Raw genomic sequence first — 18,097 nt, forward strand, 5'->3', positions numbered from 1 at the left:
CCCTCCCGCCCCAAGCCCACCCGGTCGGTCACCGGACAGACACCCTCAACTACCGGGCAGCGGGAGGGAGGGCGCAGCACGAGCGGGGAGGACATGCCCCGCCGCCGCTTTCACCCTGGCGTGCGGGCGACAGCCTGCGGTGACCGCCCACAACGAGGCGGCACGCGAGAGAGCCTTGCAGCGGCCCGGGATGCAAGAGAACCGGGGTTCAGCGCTGGCGCAGGGCGAGGGCCGCCGACACACCGCGACGCGTGAGCAGTGCGGGCCGACACCCGTGCTGCGGGACGCCGGGGGACCGGCATGTACTGACAACTCAGGTGGTTCCGCGGCGTCCCGCGTCACCCCTCGCCAGCCATGCCTCCGGCGCTCGCAGCGCGCGGGGTCAGTCAGGCACGCCTGCCATCCACCGGGGTCGCGCTCGACCCCTCAGGCCGCGCAGCCGAGAAATTCGCTACGGATCGCCTCCGCATCGAGCTTGCGCCCGATGAACACCACCCGCGACACCCGCGGCTCGTCGGCCTTCCACTCCGCCTGAAGGTCGCCGTCGAGGATCATGTGCACTCCTTGGAAGACGAAGCGGCGCGGCTCGTTGGGGAAGGCGACGATGCCCTTGCAGCGCAGGATGTCCGGCCCCTGAACCTGGGTCAGGTTCGAGATCCAGGGCAGAAATTTCTCCGGGTCCACGGGTCCGTCGATCCGGGCGGCGATCGACTGGATGTCGCCGTCGTGATGGTGATGGTGCCCTTCCTCCAGGAAGTCGGGCTCGACGTCGAGGATGCGGCCGAGATCGAAGGCGTTGCGGTCGAGCACCGCGTCCAGCGGCACGGCGCAGCGCTCGGTGCGATGAACCTTGGCATAGGGATTGATCGCGCGGATCTGCGCTTCGACGCGGTCGAGGTCCTCGCCTCGGACGAGGTCTGCCTTGTTGAGGAGGATGACGTCGGCGAAGGCGATCTGGTTCTTCGCCTCCGGCGCGTCGCCGAGGCGGTCGGAGAGCCACTTGGCGTCGGCCACGGTGACGATGGCGTCGAGGCGGGCGGCGTCCCCGACATCCTGGTCGACGAAGAAGGTCTGGGCAACGGGGGCCGGGTCGGCGAGGCCCGTCGTCTCGACGATGATCGCGTCGAACTTGCCCTTGCGCTTCATCAACCCGTCCATGATCCGGATGAGGTCGCCGCGGACGGTGCAGCAGACGCAGCCGTTGTTCATCTCGAACACTTCCTCGTCGGCGCCCACCACGAGGTCGTTGTCGATGCCGATCTCCCCGAACTCGTTGACGATCACGGCGTAGCGCTTGCCGTGGTTCTCGGTGAGGATGCGGTTCAGGAGCGTGGTCTTGCCGGCCCCGAGATAACCGGTGAGCAGGGTGACGGGGATTTTTTGAAGCGCGGCGCTGTCGGACATCGGGACTCTTTGCGGTTCGTGCGTGTTGCGACCTCATATCGTGTCACGATCCTGACGTGGAAAGGCGTCCGCGCGGCGTGCATGACGTTGAGCCGAGCGCGCGATCGGACGGATCGGTCGGCCAATCGTGATCAGTCGACACGGATGACACCAACACAGTCATTCCGGGGCGCCGAAAGGCGAACCCGGAATCCAGAGCCGCCTTCGGCGCCTCAGTTCGCACAGGTCGCGGTTATGGATCCCGGGTTCTGCTGCGCAGCCCCGGGATGACGCGTCTGGGGCGATGATCGATGAGCCAACTCTACAAGCCTTCGTCCTGAACTCGGATCTGCGACGCGGCGCCCTTGACGCCCGGACACTGCGACCTCTCTCTAGATGTAATAAAATTCGGGAGGATCGCGCATGCCGGCCGCTGCCGTCGGTGGAGGGGGTTGGCGGCCGAGCCGGCGCGCGGCTCTGTTCGGGGGCCTCTGCTTGTGCTGCCTGCCGAGCTTGAGCCGCAGCGCCGAGGCCTTCGCGATGGACGAGGTCGGCCCCGGCGTCTTCGTCCGGCGCGGACCCGACGCGGAGGCGACGGCGGAGAACAACGACGCCATCGCCAATATCGGCTTCATCGTCGGCACGGAGGGCGTCCTCGTCACGGAATCCGGCGGCAGCCTCGCGGACGGCCGCTGGCTGCGGGCGGAGATTCGGAAGCGCACGGACAAGCCGATCCGCTACGTCGTGCTCAGCCATGTCCATCCGGACCATTGCTTTGGTGCCGCCGCCTTCGCGGAGGACAGGCCGGTCTTCGTCGGGCACAGGGATCTGCGCGGCGCCCTCGATGCGCGGGGCGCGTTCTACAGGACCCGCCTCGTCGAGATCCTCGGCGAGGAGAGGACCGGCACGGTCGTCTATCCGACGCTGGAGGTGCGGGACGAGGCCGAGATCGATCTCGGTGGCCGCAAATTGCGCTTCACCGCGCATGGCGTCGCCCACACGAATTGCGACCTCTCGATGCTCGACACGGGCAGCGGCCTCCTCTTCCCGGCCGACCTCCTCTTCGTCGGCCGCGTGCCCTCCCTCGACGGCAGCCTGATCGGCTGGCTCAAGGAGATCGAGCGTCTCAAGGGCATGGGCGCGAGCCGCGCCGTTCCCGGCCACGGCCCGACGAGCGTCGAGCTTGCCGCGGGCCTCGCGGATCTTGGGCGTTACCTTTCACGTCTGCGCGACGAAACCCGCAAAGCGATCGCCGCCGACCTGCCGATCGATAAGGCCGTGTCGACGGTGGCCGGGGATGAACGTGGTAACTGGTCGTTATTTGACCTATACAATGGCCGGAACGTCACTCAGGCCTACAAGGAGCTCGAGTGGGAATGAACGGCCACGCCGGGAGAAACGCCATGAAGCCCTTCGCCCTCGCCCTCGCGCTCTCCCTCTCGGCGGGAGCGATCTCGGCGGGCGCGGCCCATGCCGCAGGCGCCTCGGACACCGACGAGGAGCGCGCCGCGCGCTGGCGGGAGATCCAGACCTCGATCTTCGGCGACCGCAAGGTCGAGACGACCGACGCCCTGATCAAGGTCGATGCGCCGGTCCGCGCCATGGACGCGGCCCTCGTCCCGATCACCCTGACGATGCCGGAGAAGGACAGGATCGCGGCCGTCCACCTCATCATCGACGACAACCCGTCGCCCTACGCCGCCCAGGTCACCTTCGGCCCGGCCGCCGATCCGGGCGAGCTCAAGCTGCGCGTGCGGGTGAACAACTACACGAACGTCCACGCCGTCGCGGAGACGAAGGACGGCAAGCTGTTCGAGACGACGAAGTTCGTGAAGGCCTCGGGCGGCTGCTCGGCCCCCATGGGCATGAGCGACGAGGAGGCGATGAAGGGCATGGGCGATATGCGCCTGAAATTCGCCGGCGAGCCGCAGGGCGGCAAGCCGATGGAGGCGACGCTGATGATCCGGCATCCGAACTTCAGCGGCATGCAGATGAACCAGCTCACCCGCGAATACACGCCGGCCCGCTACATCCAGAGGGTCGAGGTCTCCTACGGCGCGAAGAACGTCCTCACGCTGACGGGCGACATCTCGATCTCCTCCAATCCGGTGATCAACTTCGCTTTCCTGCCAGAGGGCAAGGGGCCGATCCGGGTCGTGGCCTCCGACAACCAGAACGGCCGCTGGGAGCAGAGCTTCGACGCGCCGTCGCCGAGCAACTGAGCCTCCATGCGCGGGAACGGGAGAACCTTCGCCGTCATCGCCGCCGCCCTGTTCCTCGCGGCGGCCAGTCCCGCCGATTCCCCCGTCAATGTGCCGGAGCCGGACGGGATCTGGACCGGCCCCCAGCGCGGCTACACGCCCGCGACCCTGCAGGGCGCGACCGTGCTCGACGGCGAGGCCCTCGACCGGCTTCTCGCGGCCGAGACACCGGTGCTCATCGACGTCTCGCTCGAGGACATGAAGCCGGCGGGCTTTCCCGCGGACAGGCCCTGGCTTCCCGCCCACCGCTCCATCCCCGGCAGCGTCTGGCTGCCGAACGCGGGGGCAGCCCCCATCGACCCCGCCTTCGAGGCCCTGTTCCACCAGCGCGTCGAGGCGCTGACCGAGGGTGACCGGAGCCGCGCCATCGTCACCTTCTGCCACCCCGAATGCTGGGGAAGCTGGAACGCGGCCAAGCGCCTGGTCCTGAAGGGCTACACCCGCGTGCACTGGTTTCCGCAGGGGATCGAGGGCTGGCAGGAGCGGCACGACACCACGGTGATCCGGCAGGATGCCGCCTGGGCCGCGCGAACGCGGGCCGAGGCGCAGCGCTGAACCTGCCGCGAGAGCGATCGGATACCCCGCACCATGCCAACGCGCCGCAGCTTCCTCCAAATGACGGCCGTGCTCGCGGCCGCCCTGCCGGGCCGCGCCGCGGCGGCCCCGTTCGACGAGGCGGCCTTCGAGGCGGCCCAGGCCGCGGGCAAACCGATCCTCGTCGAGGTCACCGCACCCTGGTGCCCCATCTGCAAGACGCAGGGACCCATCATCGCGAGGCTCAAGGCCGAGCCGCGCTTCAAGGACCTGCAGGTCTTCGAGATCGATTTCGACAGCCAGAAGGCCCTGTTGCGCCGGTTCGACGCCCGGATGCAGAGCACGCTCGTCGTCTTCAAAGGCCGCACCGAGGCCGGCCGTTCCGTGGGCGAGACGCAAGCCGAATGGATCGAGGCCCTCGTCGAGAAGGCGATCTAGCGGGCAAGCGTGACCATTGACACCGGTCGAGTTGTGGCAGAAAAAAGGCGGCCGGAGGCGGCCCGAGTTCTAGGGAGGAAACGCCCGACAAGGGCAGCGGAAGCCCGACGCCATCGCGCTTACCGCATGCAGGCCCCTCCGGCCGTTCCCCGCAGCCCTGCACGCGAGACGGGATTCCCTCCGGCAAACGCTGTATAAGCACCCAGGGTCGCGGTACCGCGCTTGAGCCTGGAAGGCCCTGGCGGGACCTGACGCACCCCTCGGGTGGAGAGCGATGTCCCAAGTTGTCCAATCGCGCCGCTTCGTGGCGCTCGATCTCGCCAAGCGCAAGGCCGAAGGCCGCAAGATCATCGCGCTGACGGCCTACCACGCGCACACGGCGGGCATCCTCGATCCCCATTGCGACTTCATCCTCGTCGGGGATTCTCTCGGCATGGTGATGCACGGCATGGAATCGACCTTGCCGGTGACGCTGGAGATGATGATCGTCCAGGCGCAGGCGGTGATGCGCGGGACCCAGCGGGCGCTCATCGTCGTCGACATGCCCTTCGGCTCCTACGAGGCGAGCCGCGAGCAGGCCTTCCTCAACGCCGCCCGGGTCCTCAAGGAGACCGGCGCCGGCGCCATCAAGATGGAGGGCGGCGCGCGCTTCGCCGAGACCGTGGCCTTCCTCACCGAGCGCGGCGTGCCGGTGATGGGCCATATCGGCCTCACCCCCCAATCCGTGAACACCATGGGCGGGTTCAAGGTGCAGGGCCGCAGCGGCGAGAGCGAGCGCCGGCTGATGGAGGATGCCCGCGCCATCAACGACGCGGGCGCCTTCGCCATCGTGATGGAGGGCATCGTCGAGCCGGTGGCGCGCGCCATCGCGACGAACGCCGCCATCACCACGCCGACCATCGGCATCGGCGCCTCCGCCCATTGCGACGGTCAGATCCTCGTCCTCGAGGACATGCTGGGCCTGAGCGACCGGGCCCCGAAATTCGTCAAGCGCTTCGGCAGCCTGCGCGCTCATATCGAGGCCGCCGTGCAGGACTACGTGGACGACGTCCGCAGCGGCCGCTTCCCGGCCGAGGAGCACACCTACCGGCCGCTGTGATGCCTCACCACCGGTAGCCGATGCTCGCCACGATCTTGCGCTGCGTGCCGTAGAAGCAGGCCGTGGCCGACGAGCAGGACGAGACGAAGCGGCGGTCGCCCACGTTCTGGATGTTCACGGCCGCCCGCCATCCCTCCCACTGGTAGTGCACCGCCGCGTCGAAGGTGACGTATTCGGGCACGACCAGGGTATTGGCGACGTCGGCGTAGGAGCGCCCGACGTAGTTCACGCCGCCGCCGAAACCGAAGCCTTTCCAGTCGCCGACGGGGATCGTGTAGTCCATCCAGAGCGAGGCGAAGGTCTCCGGGATGCCGACCGGAATCTTGCCGAGGTCGAGGCTCGTCCCCTTGATCGTGCGCAGGCCGTAGATCGTATACGAGGCGATGAGGTCGAGGCCCTCGGCAAGGCTCGTGGTCGCCGAGGCCTCGAAGCCGCGCGAGCGCACCTTGCCGATCTGCAGATTGTTGAAGACGAAATTCGGGTCCGGGGTCAACACGTTCGAGCGCACGAGGTCGAAGGCCGCCACGGTGAAGAGGGTGTTCCAGCCCGCGGGCTGGAACTTGGCACCGACCTCGACCTGCTCGCCCTCGTCCGGCTTGAATGCCCGGTTGTTCCCGTCGACGCCCGGCGTCGGGTTGAACGAGCTCCCGTAGGTGACGTAGGGCGCGAAGCCACTGTCGAAGTTGTAGATCAGGCCGAGCCGGCCGGTGAAGGCGCTCGGGCTGGAGACCGTGTTCGTGCCGGTGAGCTTGTCCTGCACGTCGTTGGTGACGAAGTCCTGGCGCCCGCCGACGAGGAAGGTGAGGCGGTCGGTCAGCGCGACCTGGTCCTGGACGTAGAGGCCGATTTGCTGGAGCTGCTGGTTGACCACGCGATAGGGCGTCGGTGTCGCGCTCGGCTGCCCGTAGCGTGGGGACAGGATGCTGAGCGGCGGCACGGGGAAGTTCGTCGGGAACGGCGTCGCCGATTGCGTGTCCGTGAGGCTGTAGCGCTTGTAGTCGACGCCCATCAGCAGGGTGTGGCCGAACAGGCCGTCGCTGAACCGCGCCTGCGCCTGGTTGTCGACGGTGAACAGGCCCGCGCGCGGCGTCGTGAGGAAGCCGTAGCGGGCGAGCTGCGTCTGGGCCGCGTCGGCATAGCCGTTGGCGACGTAGCGGCGGTCGGTCACCTCCGTGAAGGAGAAGCGGAAGTTCTGGCGCAGGGTCCAGACGTCGTCGAGCTGATGCTCGAACTCGTAGCCGAGATTGGCCTGGTTGCGGGCGTAGCGGTCGACCAGCGGGTCGCTGGCATTGAGCCGCCGGTCGATGCGCAGGCCCGCGATGTTGGGACGCGCGGTACCGGAATAGGGCAGGAACTGGCCGGCACCGCCGGTATCGTCGCGCTGGAAGCTCGTCAGCACCGTGAAGGTGGTGGCGCCGTCCGGCCGGTAGGTGAAGGCGGGCGCGATGTAGTAGCGATCCTCCGGCGCGAAGCGCACCTGGGCATCCCCGTTCTGGACGCGGCCGGTCAGCCGGTAAAGCCATTGTCCGGACGGGTCGACCGGACCGCCGACGTCGAAGCCGGTGAAGACCTGATTGAAGGAGCCGCCGCCGACCTCGACGAAGCGGAGCGGAACGTCGGTCGGCCGCTTGGAGACGATGTTGACGAGGCCGCCCACGGGGCTGCCGCCGAACAGGGTCGCGGCCGGCCCGCGCAGCACCTCGATGCGCTCGGCGCCGAACGGGTCGATCCGGAAATTCGCGAAGGAGGTCTGGAAGAGCTGCAGCCCGTCGCGGAACAGCCCAGCCTCGGTCGCCGAGAAGCCCCGGATCAGGAACCAGTCGAGGCGGGTGTCGGGCCCGAACTGGTTGGCGTAGATGCCGGGCGTGTAGCGCACGGCCTCGGACACGGTCTGCGAGCGCTGCGCCTCGATCTGCGTCGCACCGACGACGCTGATCGATTGCGGCGTGCGGATCAGCGGCGTGTCCGTCTTGGTGGCGGTCGCACTTCGGCTGGCGACGTATCCCGCGACAGGGCCCCGCGCGGTCTCGGCTCGAGGCTGACCACCGACACCCTCCACGCTCAGGGTGTCGAGGGTGACGCTGTCGACGGCGCGCGACCGCCGCGCAGCTTCCTGCGCGCGGACCTCCGGCGCGAGGCCGACGAGCGTGACGCTGACGAGCGAAGCGCCAAGGAGCGACTTGGCAAGGACGGGGACGGGCATGGTGGAGCTCCTACAAACCGCGCAGGCGAACAGCCTCGCCCGAGAGGCGAGTTCGAGAAGCGGCGTTCTTTGGAATTATGCTAAACTATTGAGTTTCATAGCGTTTTCTGTCGGCTTGCTAACCCTTGACGGTTTGCGTAGCAAGCGTCGGCGCTGCGGACGAGCGGCTAGTGTTGCGCGAATGGAACAAATTGGAGACCTTGACTCCGGTTGGCTGCTCGACCCGTGGGCTTCGTTCTCGATGCCTCTTCTCCGGGGCCGCGTGCCTGGCGTAAGCTGGCGTTAAGCCTTCACGGCGAATGGTGGGCCAGCGAATTGCAGGCTCTCGACCCGCCGATGACCGTAGACAAGCGCGTCCTCCTCTCGCTCGTCGTGCCGGTCTATAACGAGGCCGTCTCCATCGAGCCCTTCCTGGCGCGCGCGCTGCCCGCGCTGGATCAAGCCTGCCGTCAGGTCGGCCCGGGCGCCGGGTTCGAGATCCTCTTTGTCGATGATGGCAGCAGCGATGCGACGCCGGCGGTTCTGCTCGCCGCCCGGGAGCGCGTGCCGCAGATTGAGATCGTGGGTCTTTCGCGAAACTTCGGCAAGGAAGCAGCCCTCGCCGCGGGCCTGCGTCACGCTGCCGGCCGGGCCGTCATTCCGATCGACATCGACCTCCAGGACCCGCCGGAAGTCATTCCGGAAATGGTCGCGAAGTGGTTCGCCGGCGCCGTCATCGTCAACGGCGTGCGCTGCGACCGGACCTCGGACAGCTTCGTGAAGAAGCTGACCGCGCGCTCCTTCTACGGCATCTACAACCTGATGGCGGACCGGCGGATCTCGGCCGAGATCGGCGACTTCCGGCTTCTCGACCGCAAGGTCGTCGACATCCTGAATCAGCTGCCCGAGCGCTCGCGCTTCACGAAGGGGCTGTTCCCCTGGCTGGGCTTTGCGCAGGACGAGGTCCGCTTCGTGCGACAGCCCCGCGCGGCCGGCACCAGCAAGTGGCGCTACTGGCGCTTGTGGAATCTGGCGCTCGACGGGCTTACCGGATCGACCACGGCGCCCCTGCGGGTCTGGACCTATATCGGCTTCACGGTCGCGAGCCTCGCCTTCCTGTTCGGACTGGCGCTCGTCGCCGTGACCCTGGTCTCGGGCAACCCGACACCCGGCTATCCCTCGCTCATGGCGACGATCCTCTTCCTCGGTGGGCTCAACCTGCTCTCGCTCGGGATCATGGGCGAGTATGTGGGCCGGATCGCCGCCGAGGTGCGGGGGCGGCCTCTCTACGTCATCGATCGGGTTACGGGAGCGCCGGAACCGGACACGGAGCAAGGCGATCCATGGAACAGGCGGTCTTCGCACGCATGGCCTCCAACGAGGCCGAGCATTGGTGGTTCTCGGGCCGCCGCGCCGTCGTCGCGGCACTCGTCGGCCGCCTGATCGCGCCGCGTCCGGGATCGCGGATCCTCGAGGTCGGCTGCGGCAGCGGCGGCAATCTCGACCTCCTGGCCGGTTTCGGGCGTGTCGATGCGATCGAGCAGGACGCGACCGCGCGTGCGACGGCACGAGCCCGCTCCGGCCTCGCCGTCCGAGCCGGTGCGCTGCCCGACGACCTTCCTGTTTCCGACGGAGCTTACGATGTCGTGGCGCTCCTCGACGTTCTCGAGCATGTCGAGGAGGACCGCGCCTCGCTCCAGGCGCTCGGCGCCAAGCTGAGTGCGAGCGGACGCCTGCTGATCACGGTGCCGGCGATGCCCTGGCTGTGGTCGGCCCACGACGAGGTCCATCATCACAAGCGGCGCTACACCCGCGCCAGCCTCGAAGCGGTCGTGATGGCCGCGGGTCTTAAGGTCGAGCGGGTCGGCTATTTCAACGGCCTCCTGTTTCCGCTGGCGGTGGCTTCGCGGGCCTGGAAGGCCCTGACCGGTGATCGCTCGGGCGACGACGAGATGCCGCCGGCACCGCTCAACGGCGCCCTGCTCCGAATTTTTGCGAGCGAGCGCCACTTCGTCGGACGAATCCCCCTGCCCTTCGGCCTATCCGTCTTCGCGATCGCACGCCGGCCGGACTGAGCAGCGCCCGACCTCCTGGATCGACGACGGCAGGCAAGCTGGCCTAAGAGGCGGCTCTACGCGGCGCCACGGGAGGCCGGACGGATGAACATCCTCTCCATCCAATCGCACGTGGCCTACGGCCATGTCGGCAATGCCTCCGCGGTCTTCCCAATGCAGCGCCTCGGGGTGGAGGTCTGGGCCGTGCACACGGTTCAGTTCTCCAACCACACGGGCTACGGCGCCTGGCGCGGGCGGGTCTTCGACGGACCGGCGATCGAGGAACTCGTGGCGGGTATCGCGGAGCGCGGCGTTCTCGGCACCTGCAACGGCGTGCTCTCCGGCTACATGGGCTCGGCCGATATCGGCACCGCCATCCTGCGCGCCGTCGCCCAGGTGCGCTCGGCCAACCCCGCCGCGCTCTATTGCTGCGATCCCGTCATGGGCGACACCGATCGCGGCATCTACGTGCGCCCCGGCATTCCGGAGTTCTTCCGCGAGCAGGCGGTACCCGCGGCCGACATCGTGACGCCGAACCAGTTCGAGTTGAACCACATCTCCGGCCTGCCGAGCGGCACGCTGGAGGAGGCCAAGCGTGCGGTCGCCGCCTTGCAGGCGCTGGGGCCGCGCGTCGTCCTTGTCACTTCGCTCATCACTGACGCGACGCCGACGGGTTCGATCGACCTCCTGGCCGCCGAGGGCGGCGGCTTCTGGCTGCTGCGCACGCCCAGGCTCGACCTCGGCGTCAATGGCGCGGGCGATGCCATCGCGGCCCTCTTCCTCGTCCACTACGCCCGCACGGGCTCGGCCGCGCTCGCGCTCGGCATGGCGGGGGCCTCGGTCTACGGCCTCCTGCGCCGAACGGCGGAGGCGGGCTCGCGTGAGATCCTGACGGTCGCCGCGCAGGACGAGTTCGTGAGCCCGAGCGAGACCTTTCCGGTCCTTCCGGTCTAAGGTCCGATGTCGCCCCGCAGCCCGGATCGCATCATGGCCCGCCGCTTCGCCACCCTGGACGTCTTCACCGACACGCCGCTCGCCGGCAATCCGCTGGCGGTCGTGCTCGACGCGGAGGGTCTCGACGACGGAGCGATGCAGGCCATTGCCCGGGAGTTCAACCTCTCGGAGACGGTGTTCGTGCTGCCGCCCCGCGATCCCCGCCATCGCGCGGCCCTGCGCATCTTCACCCCCAACCGCGAGCTTCCCTTCGCGGGCCATCCGACGGTGGGCACGGCGGTGCTGCTGGCCTTGGAGGATCGGGTGTCCGGTCCCGCCGACGCCGTGGTCTTCGGCCTCGAGGAGCTCGCCGGAACCGTGCCCTGCGCGGTCGAGACGGGCGAGGGTCGCGGGCGGGCCCGGTTCAAGGCCCCAATCCTCCCGGAATATGGCGGCGAGGGGCCGGAGCCCGATGCGCTGGCTGCCGCGCTCGGGCTGGAGCCCGGCGAGATCGGCTTCTCGGGCCATGAGCCAAGCCGCCACGCCGCCGGCCCGGCCTTCACCTTCGTGCCCATCGCCTCGCGAGGGGCGCTCGACGCGGCACGGCCCGACAGCGCCGGCTTCGCGGCGCTCGGCGATGAATCCGCCCTCTACCTCTACGCGGCCGATCCGGAGGGGCTCGGCCACCGCTACCAGACCCGGATGTTCGCGCCCCATCTCGGCATCGTCGAGGACCCGGCCACCGGCTCGGCCGCAGCGGCCTTCGCGGGTGTCATGATGCAGTTCGCGCCCCTCGGCGACGGTACGCACGACGTGGCGATCCGCCAGGGCGTCGCCATGGGCCGCCCCAGCGAGATCGCGCTACAGCTCACCATTGCGTCGGGCGCCCTGCAATCCGTCGAGATCGGCGGCAGCGCCATGGTGGTGAGCCGGGGCACGCTGCTTGTCTGAGGCGGCGGGGTTTCGCCTCGAGCGGCTGAGAGGGCTGCGGGCCAGCCTCGTTCCCCACGATTGGGCCTGGGCAGCCGACAATGCCGACGCCATCGCCGACAACTGGGAGCGGCGCCGCGCCGCCCGGCCGAGCCTGTTCGACGGGCGTGTGCTGCTCGCGAGCGCCTGGCGGATCGCGGAAGGGATCTGCGAAGTCGCCTTCTTCGAGACGGGCTTCGCCCGCTTTCTCGCCCATCGCGACGCCGGGTTCCCGGACCGCTCCGTGGCCAACGCCTTCGCCGCGATCGTGCCCTGTGGTGCCGACGGAGCGGCGATCCTGGGCCGGATGGGCATCCACACCGCCAATGCCGGCCAAGTCTACTTTCCCTGCGGCACGCCTGATCCCTCGGATATCCGCGGTGAGGCCGAGGTCGACCTCGCCGGCAGCGCGGCGCGGGAGTTCCGCGAGGAGACGGGGGTCGAGCTCCCCGCTGAGGCGCCCGAGGCGTGGCTCCTCCTGGAGGGCGGCGGTCAGCTCGCCTTCCTGCGCCCGGTGCGCTTCCCCGAGGACGCAGCCAGCCTGGCCACGCGGATGGAAGCTTACCGCCGGACGGAAGCCTCGCCGGAGCTCGACAGTTTCGTGATCGCGCGGGGGGCCGAGGATTTAGGGAGCGAGCGGATGCCGGGCTTCATCGAAGCCTATTTCCGGCTCGCCCACGCAGCAGACGCAGTAGATTGATGAGGTTTGCTTCTTTTCCCGAGCTCGCCTGCGGCGCCCCGAAGTAAGCCACCATATTGGATGCGTGGACCGGATCAAAACCGGCCGGGCACGGGTCGGGTCGCGGAGCCGGTGAAATGCGAGGTGGCGAGGTCGTCGCCCGGGCTGCGAGCCGAGAACCGGCTCGCGACGCGTGCGACCGGCTCTGCTACAAGGCCCGCCGGCGCCTCCTCGCTCTTGGCACGGGAGATGCGGACCGGCGCGGAGGCGGTCGATGAGCCTGATTGCACCGTTGCCGAGACGAACAGCGCCCGAAGCTGCGCCCTTGGATCGGACTCGGCCGGCGCGAGCCGGGCGGCCGGCATGGGGTTGGAGGCGACGTTCGCCATTCCGGAGCCGCCGAGGCTCGCGACCTGGACGGCCGGACGGGGCGGCGGCAGCGGCATGTTGAGGGCGGCGACCACGGCGGCGAACTCAGCCGGACGGCGGGGCGGCAGCGGCATCTCCGCGGTCTCGGCCGGCAGGCTCGGCGCCGCGGCCGGCGTGGCGGTCAGCAGGCTCTGAGCATCGCGCCCGTCACGGCGCGGATCGCCGGTCGAGGGAGCGGCGTAGGCCAGGGCCGCGCGGGCGCCCGTGGCGTCCTCCGGATCCGCGCTGGCGACGACCACCGCCGGCTTGGACCGCGCCTTCGCCGGCGCGGGCGCCGGGGCCTCGTTCGAACCGCCGCCGAACAATCCGGCGAAGAAGCCCCTGATGCTCGGGCCGTCCTCTTCGTCGCCCCCCGCGTACTGGGTCTGGCCGGTGACGGTGCCGCCGCGGGCCAGGATCTCGGCCCGCGCCTGCTCGTAGCCCGGCAGCGGCCGGTTGTCGGAGGGCAGGTGCACGGTCTTGCCATCGGGGAAGAGCCGGGCGAGCTGGTCGTGGGTCATGCGCGGCCAGGACCGCACCGAGCCGACGTCGAGATGCACGAAGGGCGAGCCGGAGCGCGGATACCAGCCGACGCCGCCGCGCTGCATCCGCATGCCGATGCTGCGGATCTGATCGACCGAGACGTCGGGAATGTAGAAGTCCATGGCCTTGCCGGCCATGTGCTGGCTGAACTCGGCGACCCCGCGCGAGCGGCGGCGCAGCATCGAGTTGGTGCCGGGCGAGCGGTAGGCCGAGACCACGTGGATCGGCTCCGAGGCGCCCGACGAGCGGTAGGCCTCCCACACGGTGTCGAACAGGCGCGGATCCATCTTGGTCGGCTCGTCGGCCCGCCAGTCGCGCAGGAGCCAGTTGAGCTGCTCCAGGGCCGCGCGGTCGTAGCGACCGTCACGCTTGAACGTGATCGTGGCGCTCTCCTTGGTGTGGGTGTGGATGATCGAGAGCGTGCGGGTATCGCCGTTGGCGACGGCGTCCTGGGTCCCGCTGGTGCCCGCGAACAGGGCGAGGGCAAGGCCGGAGGCAAGCGCGAGGAGTCGGGAGCGGTGACTCGCGCCGCGGGCGGAGTTTTCGGCCGGTCCCGGCCCGTCTCGCAGCAGCGCTCGCACGATGGTCCCCACCCTCTGCCAGACCGCGCTCGGCGCGGTGGTATGGTGAACGCAAGGTTGCCGAAAACCGTAAACGTGCGGTTATCGGGTCCTTCGCCGGCGCACCCGTTCTCAGACGGCTAAGTCTCAACCGTGGCGAAATCTTGCCGCGCAAGAGCGCCGGCGGAGGTCTGGGCGGATTGGCCGGAGCGAGCGTGGCCGTTGAACGCGGCCGTGGCCCCTTGCTTGCTCGGGCCGGATCACCCTCTATCGGCGGCCGCATTCCGAAGGCTTGTTCCCATGCCCGTCCTCGACCGGATCGCAGCCCTCGGCGATGACATCGCCGCTTGGCGCCACGATCTGCACGCCCATCCCGAGCTGCTCTACGAGGTCCACCGCACCGCGGATTTCGTCGCCGCCAAGCTGCGGGATTTCGGCTGCGACGAGGTCGTCACGGGAATCGGCCGGACAGGCGTCGTCGGCGTGATCCGCGGTCGGGCGCACGGCTCGAACCGCGCGATCGGATTGCGCGCCGACATGGATGCTCTGCCGATTCGGGAGCGGCGCCCCCTGCCCTACCGCTCGACCGTGGACGGTCGGATGCATGCCTGCGGGCACGACGGGCACACCGCGATGCTGCTCGGCGCCGCCAAGTACCTCGCCGAGACCCGCAGCTTCGACGGTACCGCGATCATGATCTTCCAACCCGCCGAGGAAGGCGGCGGCGGCGGCGAGGCGATGGTCCGCGATGGGCTGATGGAGCGGTTCGGGATCGAGGCGGTCTACGGCATGCACAACATTCCGGGGCTGCCCGTCGGCCGCTTCGCGATCCGGCCCGGCCCGATCATGGCCTCGACGGACCGCTTCACGATCACGATCGAGGGCAAGGGCGGCCATGCCGCGCAGCCGCAGCACGCGGTGGACAGCGTGCTCGTGGCAAGCCACGTCGTGGTCGCCCTGCAATCCATCGTGGCGCGCTCGGTGGACCCGCTGGAAAGCGCCGTGGTCTCGGTCTGCGCGCTCGAGGCCGGGGAGGCCTTCAACGTGCTCCCGCAGACCGTGACGATGCGGGGCACGATGCGCGCGCTCTCGAAGGAGGTCCGCGCCCTGATTCAGGAGCGGATCGACGCCCTCGCGAGCAGCGTCGCGGCGGGCTTCGGCGCGTCCGCCACCGTCGCCTACGGCAGCGGCTACCCGGTCACGGAGAATCATCAGGCCGAGACGGCCTTCATGGCTGACGTGGCCGCCGGCATCGTCGGCGACGCGTCGGTCGATCGCGGGGTGGCGCCGATGATGGCGGCGGAGGATTTCTCCTACATGCTGGGCCATCGTCCGGGGGCCTACATCTTCCTCGGCAACGGCGACTCGGCGGGTCTTCATCACCCCGACTACGATTTTTGCGACGAAGCTGCGCCCTACGGCGCCTCGCTCTGGGCCCGACTCATCGAGACGGCTCTTCCCCTGCCGGAGTGACCGAAGCGCGGATCAGGCCGCGGTGACCGTGTTGCGCTCGACGCTGAGCACGGCGTCGAAAGGCGCCTCGTCGTCCAAGGATCCCGCGTCCGGCACGCAGACGATGAGGCCGCTGCCGGCCCGCGCCTCGCGCAGGGCCCGCAGGCGCTCGCGGATCTCGGCGGGCTTGCGGTCCTCCAGCGCGACGGCGACGACCACGATGTCCGGCCGGCGGGCGAGGCAGCGGGCGAGGTCGATCGCGACGCGCTCGCGGGCGCCGATCGCGTGCTCGCCGAGGCTGGCGCCGCCTCCGCCGAGGCCGGGCTCGACGCGGCTCGCGAGGCCGAGCCGGTAGACGGTTGGCTCCAGACCCTGCTCGGAGAGGACGCGGCGGACCAGTGCGCGAACCCGCGTCTCGGCGCCTGCCTCCTCGCCGTTGATGCGACCGAACAGGACGTTTTCCTCCAGGCTCGCCGCGGCCGTGAGCCGGTTCGGATCGTAGAACTCGACCGACCCGCGCAGATGCGGCGGCATCAGCGCCGCGAAGGATCGACGGGCGCCGACGATCCGCTCCTCGAAGGCCGAGTCGACGAGGCCGAAGCGGTGCCGGGTCTCGCTGTAGCGGAGCGCCAGACCGGTCAGCCGCTCGCGATCGCGCTGACCGGCGGGACCCCGCCGCCAACCCTTCGCCTCGGGCTGGCGTCCGATCAGGTCCTCGAAATAGCCCCGGTCCGCGGCCGGAAACAGCGAGAAGGCGTCGAAGAGCGGGTGGTCGTCCGGCAGGTCCGCGAAGATCTCGACCGTGCTGCGCGCCACCTGGAGGCCGATATCGACGAGGGGTCGGCTCAGGTCCTCGGCCTCGAGCACGGCCCGCAGGTAGGGATGAGAGGCGAGCCGTCCCTCGGCGAAGACCGGCCCCACGGGCTCCCCGAACAGGATGTTCTCGCCCACCGTCGCCTGGTGATTGTAGCGGGCGGGATCGAAGGCCTCGACCAGGCGCGAGGCCTTGTCGGCCGCGAGCGCGTCGCGCACGGCCTGGCGGGCGGCGACGATCGCCCGGGCCACGGCGGGCTCGGCCTCCGGATCGATGGCCCCTTCGAGGCCGCGGGCATAGACGAAGGCGTCGAGGCCGGTGACCTTCAGGATCGCGATGAGGTCGGCATCGTCGGGCGTCGCGCCGGGCGCCGCGCCGTAGAGAAGGTTCTGGCGCAGGCTCCCCTCGATCAGCACGGCCTCAGTGCCGGCCAGGGCGATCCGCCGGGCGCGCTCGGCCGCATCGAGGCCGCGGAGATCGATGCCGTCATAGGTCACCGCCCCCGCCGTGGGTTCCAACTGTCCGGCCAGCACCGCGGCCAGCACCCGGCTGCCGCTGCCCCGCTGCCCGAGGATGGCGACATGCGCGGGCATCGTCACCGCAAGGTCGACGCCGGCGAGGCGTTCGCCGCTCGCCGGATCGTAGGCGCCGACGCCGGCGGCGGCGAGCGGCCCGCCTCGCGGGAAGGCCGCTTCCCCGTGCCGGCTGAGCGCCCGGGCTTCGAGGGCCTCCAGCGTCCGGGCAATGTCCCGGAACAGGGGCGCGACGCCCTCCCGGACCAGCCACAGACGCAGGGTGACGGCCACGGCGATCACCGCCAGCGCGAAGGCACCGCCGGCCGCGACGAGGGCACCGATCGCGACGGGCGCTGCTCCGCCCGCATCGCCGCGCCAGAGCGCCGCCGCGAGCACGATCGCGGGAAGCAGGATGCCGAGCGCCAGCGAGGGCGCTCGGGCATAGGCGAGCGCGGACTCGGACGCCGCGAGCGCGGTCCGCGTTGCCATGCCCTTGGCGGCGAGGCGGCGGCGCTCGTGGTCCGCGGCGCCGTGGACGCGCACCGCCGGCATGCGCCGGAGCAGGTCTGCGAAGGTGCGCTCGGCCGCTGCGCTCTCGCTGCGGCGCAGGTCGGCCCGGGCGGCGGTCCGCTTCAGGATCAGCATCCGGGCAAGGCCTGCCGCCAGGAGACCGACCGCGACGGCGGGCACGAGGCGTGGTGCAGCGAGTCCGGCGAGGAGCAGCGCCAGCAGCACGGCCCCGATCGCCAGCGCGGGCGCGAGCAGGCAGAGGCCGAGCAGCATGTCCATGCGGGCGAGCAAGGCGCCCATGCCCTGAGTCAGGCTGCGGGCCTCGTCGCGGGCGCCGGGCGGGGCGCGGAGGATCGCCTCGGTGACGCGGCTGTTGAGCCGCCGCACCGTGCGGGTCTGAGCCAGGAAGGCGAGCCGCGCGACCGACCATCCGAGCAGGGCGGCGCCGAGGGCCGCGAAGCAGAGCCCGACCAGCGCGGCGAGGATCAGGTCCGGTTGGGGAAGGGTCCAGCCTTCGACGAGGACCAGCGGTGCGGCCTGCCCGAGCGAGGGAATTGCGACGGGCAGGAAGCTGCCCTTTGCACCCCCGCCGACCAGAACGCCGACGAGGTCGCGCAGGCAGAGAAGCGCCAGGATGGCGAGCGGTCCGCCGAGACCGAGCGCCAGCCCGATCGCGGCGAGATGATAGCCTCGGGCGGAATGCCAGGCGAAAACGACGGGATCACGTTCCATCCACGCCCCTGCCCGTCCCCATCCGCGGTCT

The 18,097-nt window shown here is 69.9% G+C and carries 15 protein-coding genes; 11 read left to right on the top strand and 4 right to left on the bottom strand.

The window, feature by feature from the left end; genetic code table 11:
• Window positions 1–426: 426 nt before the first annotated feature.
• On the bottom strand, window positions 427–1,404 hold the full coding sequence (locus tag MFF55_RS04250; RefSeq protein ID WP_238242842.1) for a CobW family GTP-binding protein: 978 nt from the start codon (window positions 1,402–1,404) through the stop codon (window positions 427–429).
• A 402-nt stretch (window positions 1,405–1,806) separates the two neighbouring features.
• On the opposite strand from MFF55_RS04250, the gene MFF55_RS04255 reads away from it, so the two are divergent.
• The 5 genes from MFF55_RS04255 (at window position 1,807) to panB (ending at window position 5,715) form a co-directional block, all read left to right on the top strand.
• Window positions 1,807–2,763, top strand: a complete 957-nt coding sequence (locus tag MFF55_RS04255; RefSeq protein ID WP_238242843.1) for a quinoprotein relay system zinc metallohydrolase 2 — start codon at window positions 1,807–1,809, stop codon at window positions 2,761–2,763.
• Window positions 2,764–2,786: 23 nt separating this feature from the next.
• Complete coding sequence (locus MFF55_RS04260) at window positions 2,787–3,605, top strand: quinoprotein dehydrogenase-associated SoxYZ-like carrier (protein ID WP_238242844.1); 819 nt, start codon at window positions 2,787–2,789, stop codon at window positions 3,603–3,605.
• A gap of 6 nt (window positions 3,606–3,611) precedes the next feature.
• Entirely contained in the window at window positions 3,612–4,199 is a 588-nt protein-coding gene (locus tag MFF55_RS04265; RefSeq protein WP_238242845.1) for a rhodanese-like domain-containing protein, read from the top strand.
• A 33-nt stretch (window positions 4,200–4,232) separates the two neighbouring features.
• On the top strand, window positions 4,233–4,616 hold the full coding sequence (locus MFF55_RS04270; protein ID WP_373874719.1) for a thioredoxin family protein: 384 nt from the start codon (window positions 4,233–4,235) through the stop codon (window positions 4,614–4,616).
• Window positions 4,617–4,890: 274 nt separating this feature from the next.
• Window positions 4,891–5,715 carry a 3-methyl-2-oxobutanoate hydroxymethyltransferase gene (panB, locus tag MFF55_RS04275; RefSeq protein ID WP_238242846.1) on the top strand — a complete coding sequence of 275 codons (825 nt, stop codon included), beginning with the start codon at window positions 4,891–4,893 and terminating at the stop codon, window positions 5,713–5,715.
• Between the two features lie 4 nt (window positions 5,716–5,719).
• Here the strand turns inward: panB and MFF55_RS04280 are convergent, their stop codons facing one another.
• Window positions 5,720–7,918, bottom strand: a complete 2,199-nt coding sequence (locus MFF55_RS04280) for a TonB-dependent siderophore receptor (RefSeq protein WP_238242847.1) — start codon at window positions 7,916–7,918, stop codon at window positions 5,720–5,722.
• Between the two features lie 336 nt (window positions 7,919–8,254).
• Between MFF55_RS04280 and MFF55_RS04285 the strand changes: the two genes are divergently transcribed.
• The 5 genes from MFF55_RS04285 (at window position 8,255) to MFF55_RS04305 (ending at window position 12,553) form a co-directional block, all read left to right on the top strand.
• On the top strand, window positions 8,255–9,340 hold the full coding sequence (locus MFF55_RS04285; RefSeq protein WP_238242848.1) for a glycosyltransferase family 2 protein: 1,086 nt from the start codon (window positions 8,255–8,257) through the stop codon (window positions 9,338–9,340).
• Window positions 9,265–9,972: a class I SAM-dependent methyltransferase gene (locus MFF55_RS04290; RefSeq protein ID WP_238242849.1), complete on the top strand. Its 708-nt coding sequence runs from the start codon at window positions 9,265–9,267 to the stop codon at window positions 9,970–9,972. The genes MFF55_RS04285 and MFF55_RS04290 overlap by 76 nt, the downstream gene beginning before the upstream one ends.
• Window positions 9,973–10,056: 84 nt before the next feature.
• Window positions 10,057–10,905: a pyridoxal kinase PdxY gene (pdxY, locus tag MFF55_RS04295; protein WP_238242850.1), complete on the top strand. Its 849-nt coding sequence runs from the start codon at window positions 10,057–10,059 to the stop codon at window positions 10,903–10,905.
• Between the two features lie 33 nt (window positions 10,906–10,938).
• Window positions 10,939–11,835 (top strand): PhzF family phenazine biosynthesis protein, encoded by an 897-nt coding sequence (locus tag MFF55_RS04300; RefSeq protein ID WP_238242851.1) that lies wholly within the window; start codon window positions 10,939–10,941, stop codon window positions 11,833–11,835.
• Window positions 11,828–12,553 carry an NUDIX hydrolase gene (locus MFF55_RS04305; RefSeq protein WP_238242852.1) on the top strand — a complete coding sequence of 242 codons (726 nt, stop codon included), beginning with the start codon at window positions 11,828–11,830 and terminating at the stop codon, window positions 12,551–12,553. The genes MFF55_RS04300 and MFF55_RS04305 overlap by 8 nt, the downstream gene beginning before the upstream one ends.
• A gap of 74 nt (window positions 12,554–12,627) precedes the next feature.
• Here the strand turns inward: MFF55_RS04305 and MFF55_RS04310 are convergent, their stop codons facing one another.
• Window positions 12,628–14,055: a peptidoglycan L,D-endopeptidase MepK gene (locus MFF55_RS04310; protein WP_373874721.1), complete on the bottom strand. Its 1,428-nt coding sequence runs from the start codon at window positions 14,053–14,055 to the stop codon at window positions 12,628–12,630.
• A 288-nt stretch (window positions 14,056–14,343) separates the two neighbouring features.
• On the opposite strand from MFF55_RS04310, the gene MFF55_RS04315 reads away from it, so the two are divergent.
• The gene (locus tag MFF55_RS04315) at window positions 14,344–15,516 is read left to right on the top strand and encodes a M20 aminoacylase family protein (protein ID WP_238242854.1); all 1,173 of its coding nucleotides are present in this window, start codon (window positions 14,344–14,346) and stop codon (window positions 15,514–15,516) included.
• Between the two features lie 12 nt (window positions 15,517–15,528).
• Here the strand turns inward: MFF55_RS04315 and MFF55_RS04320 are convergent, their stop codons facing one another.
• A complete protein-coding gene (locus MFF55_RS04320; RefSeq protein WP_238242855.1) occupies window positions 15,529–18,066 on the bottom strand; it encodes an ABC transporter ATP-binding protein in 2,538 nt (845 codons plus the stop codon).
• Window positions 18,067–18,097: the final 31 nt, after the last annotated feature.

The sequence above is a fragment of the Methylobacterium iners genome (assembly GCF_022179305.1).
In the GTDB taxonomy this organism is placed as follows: Bacteria; Pseudomonadota; Alphaproteobacteria; order Rhizobiales; family Beijerinckiaceae; genus Methylobacterium; species Methylobacterium iners.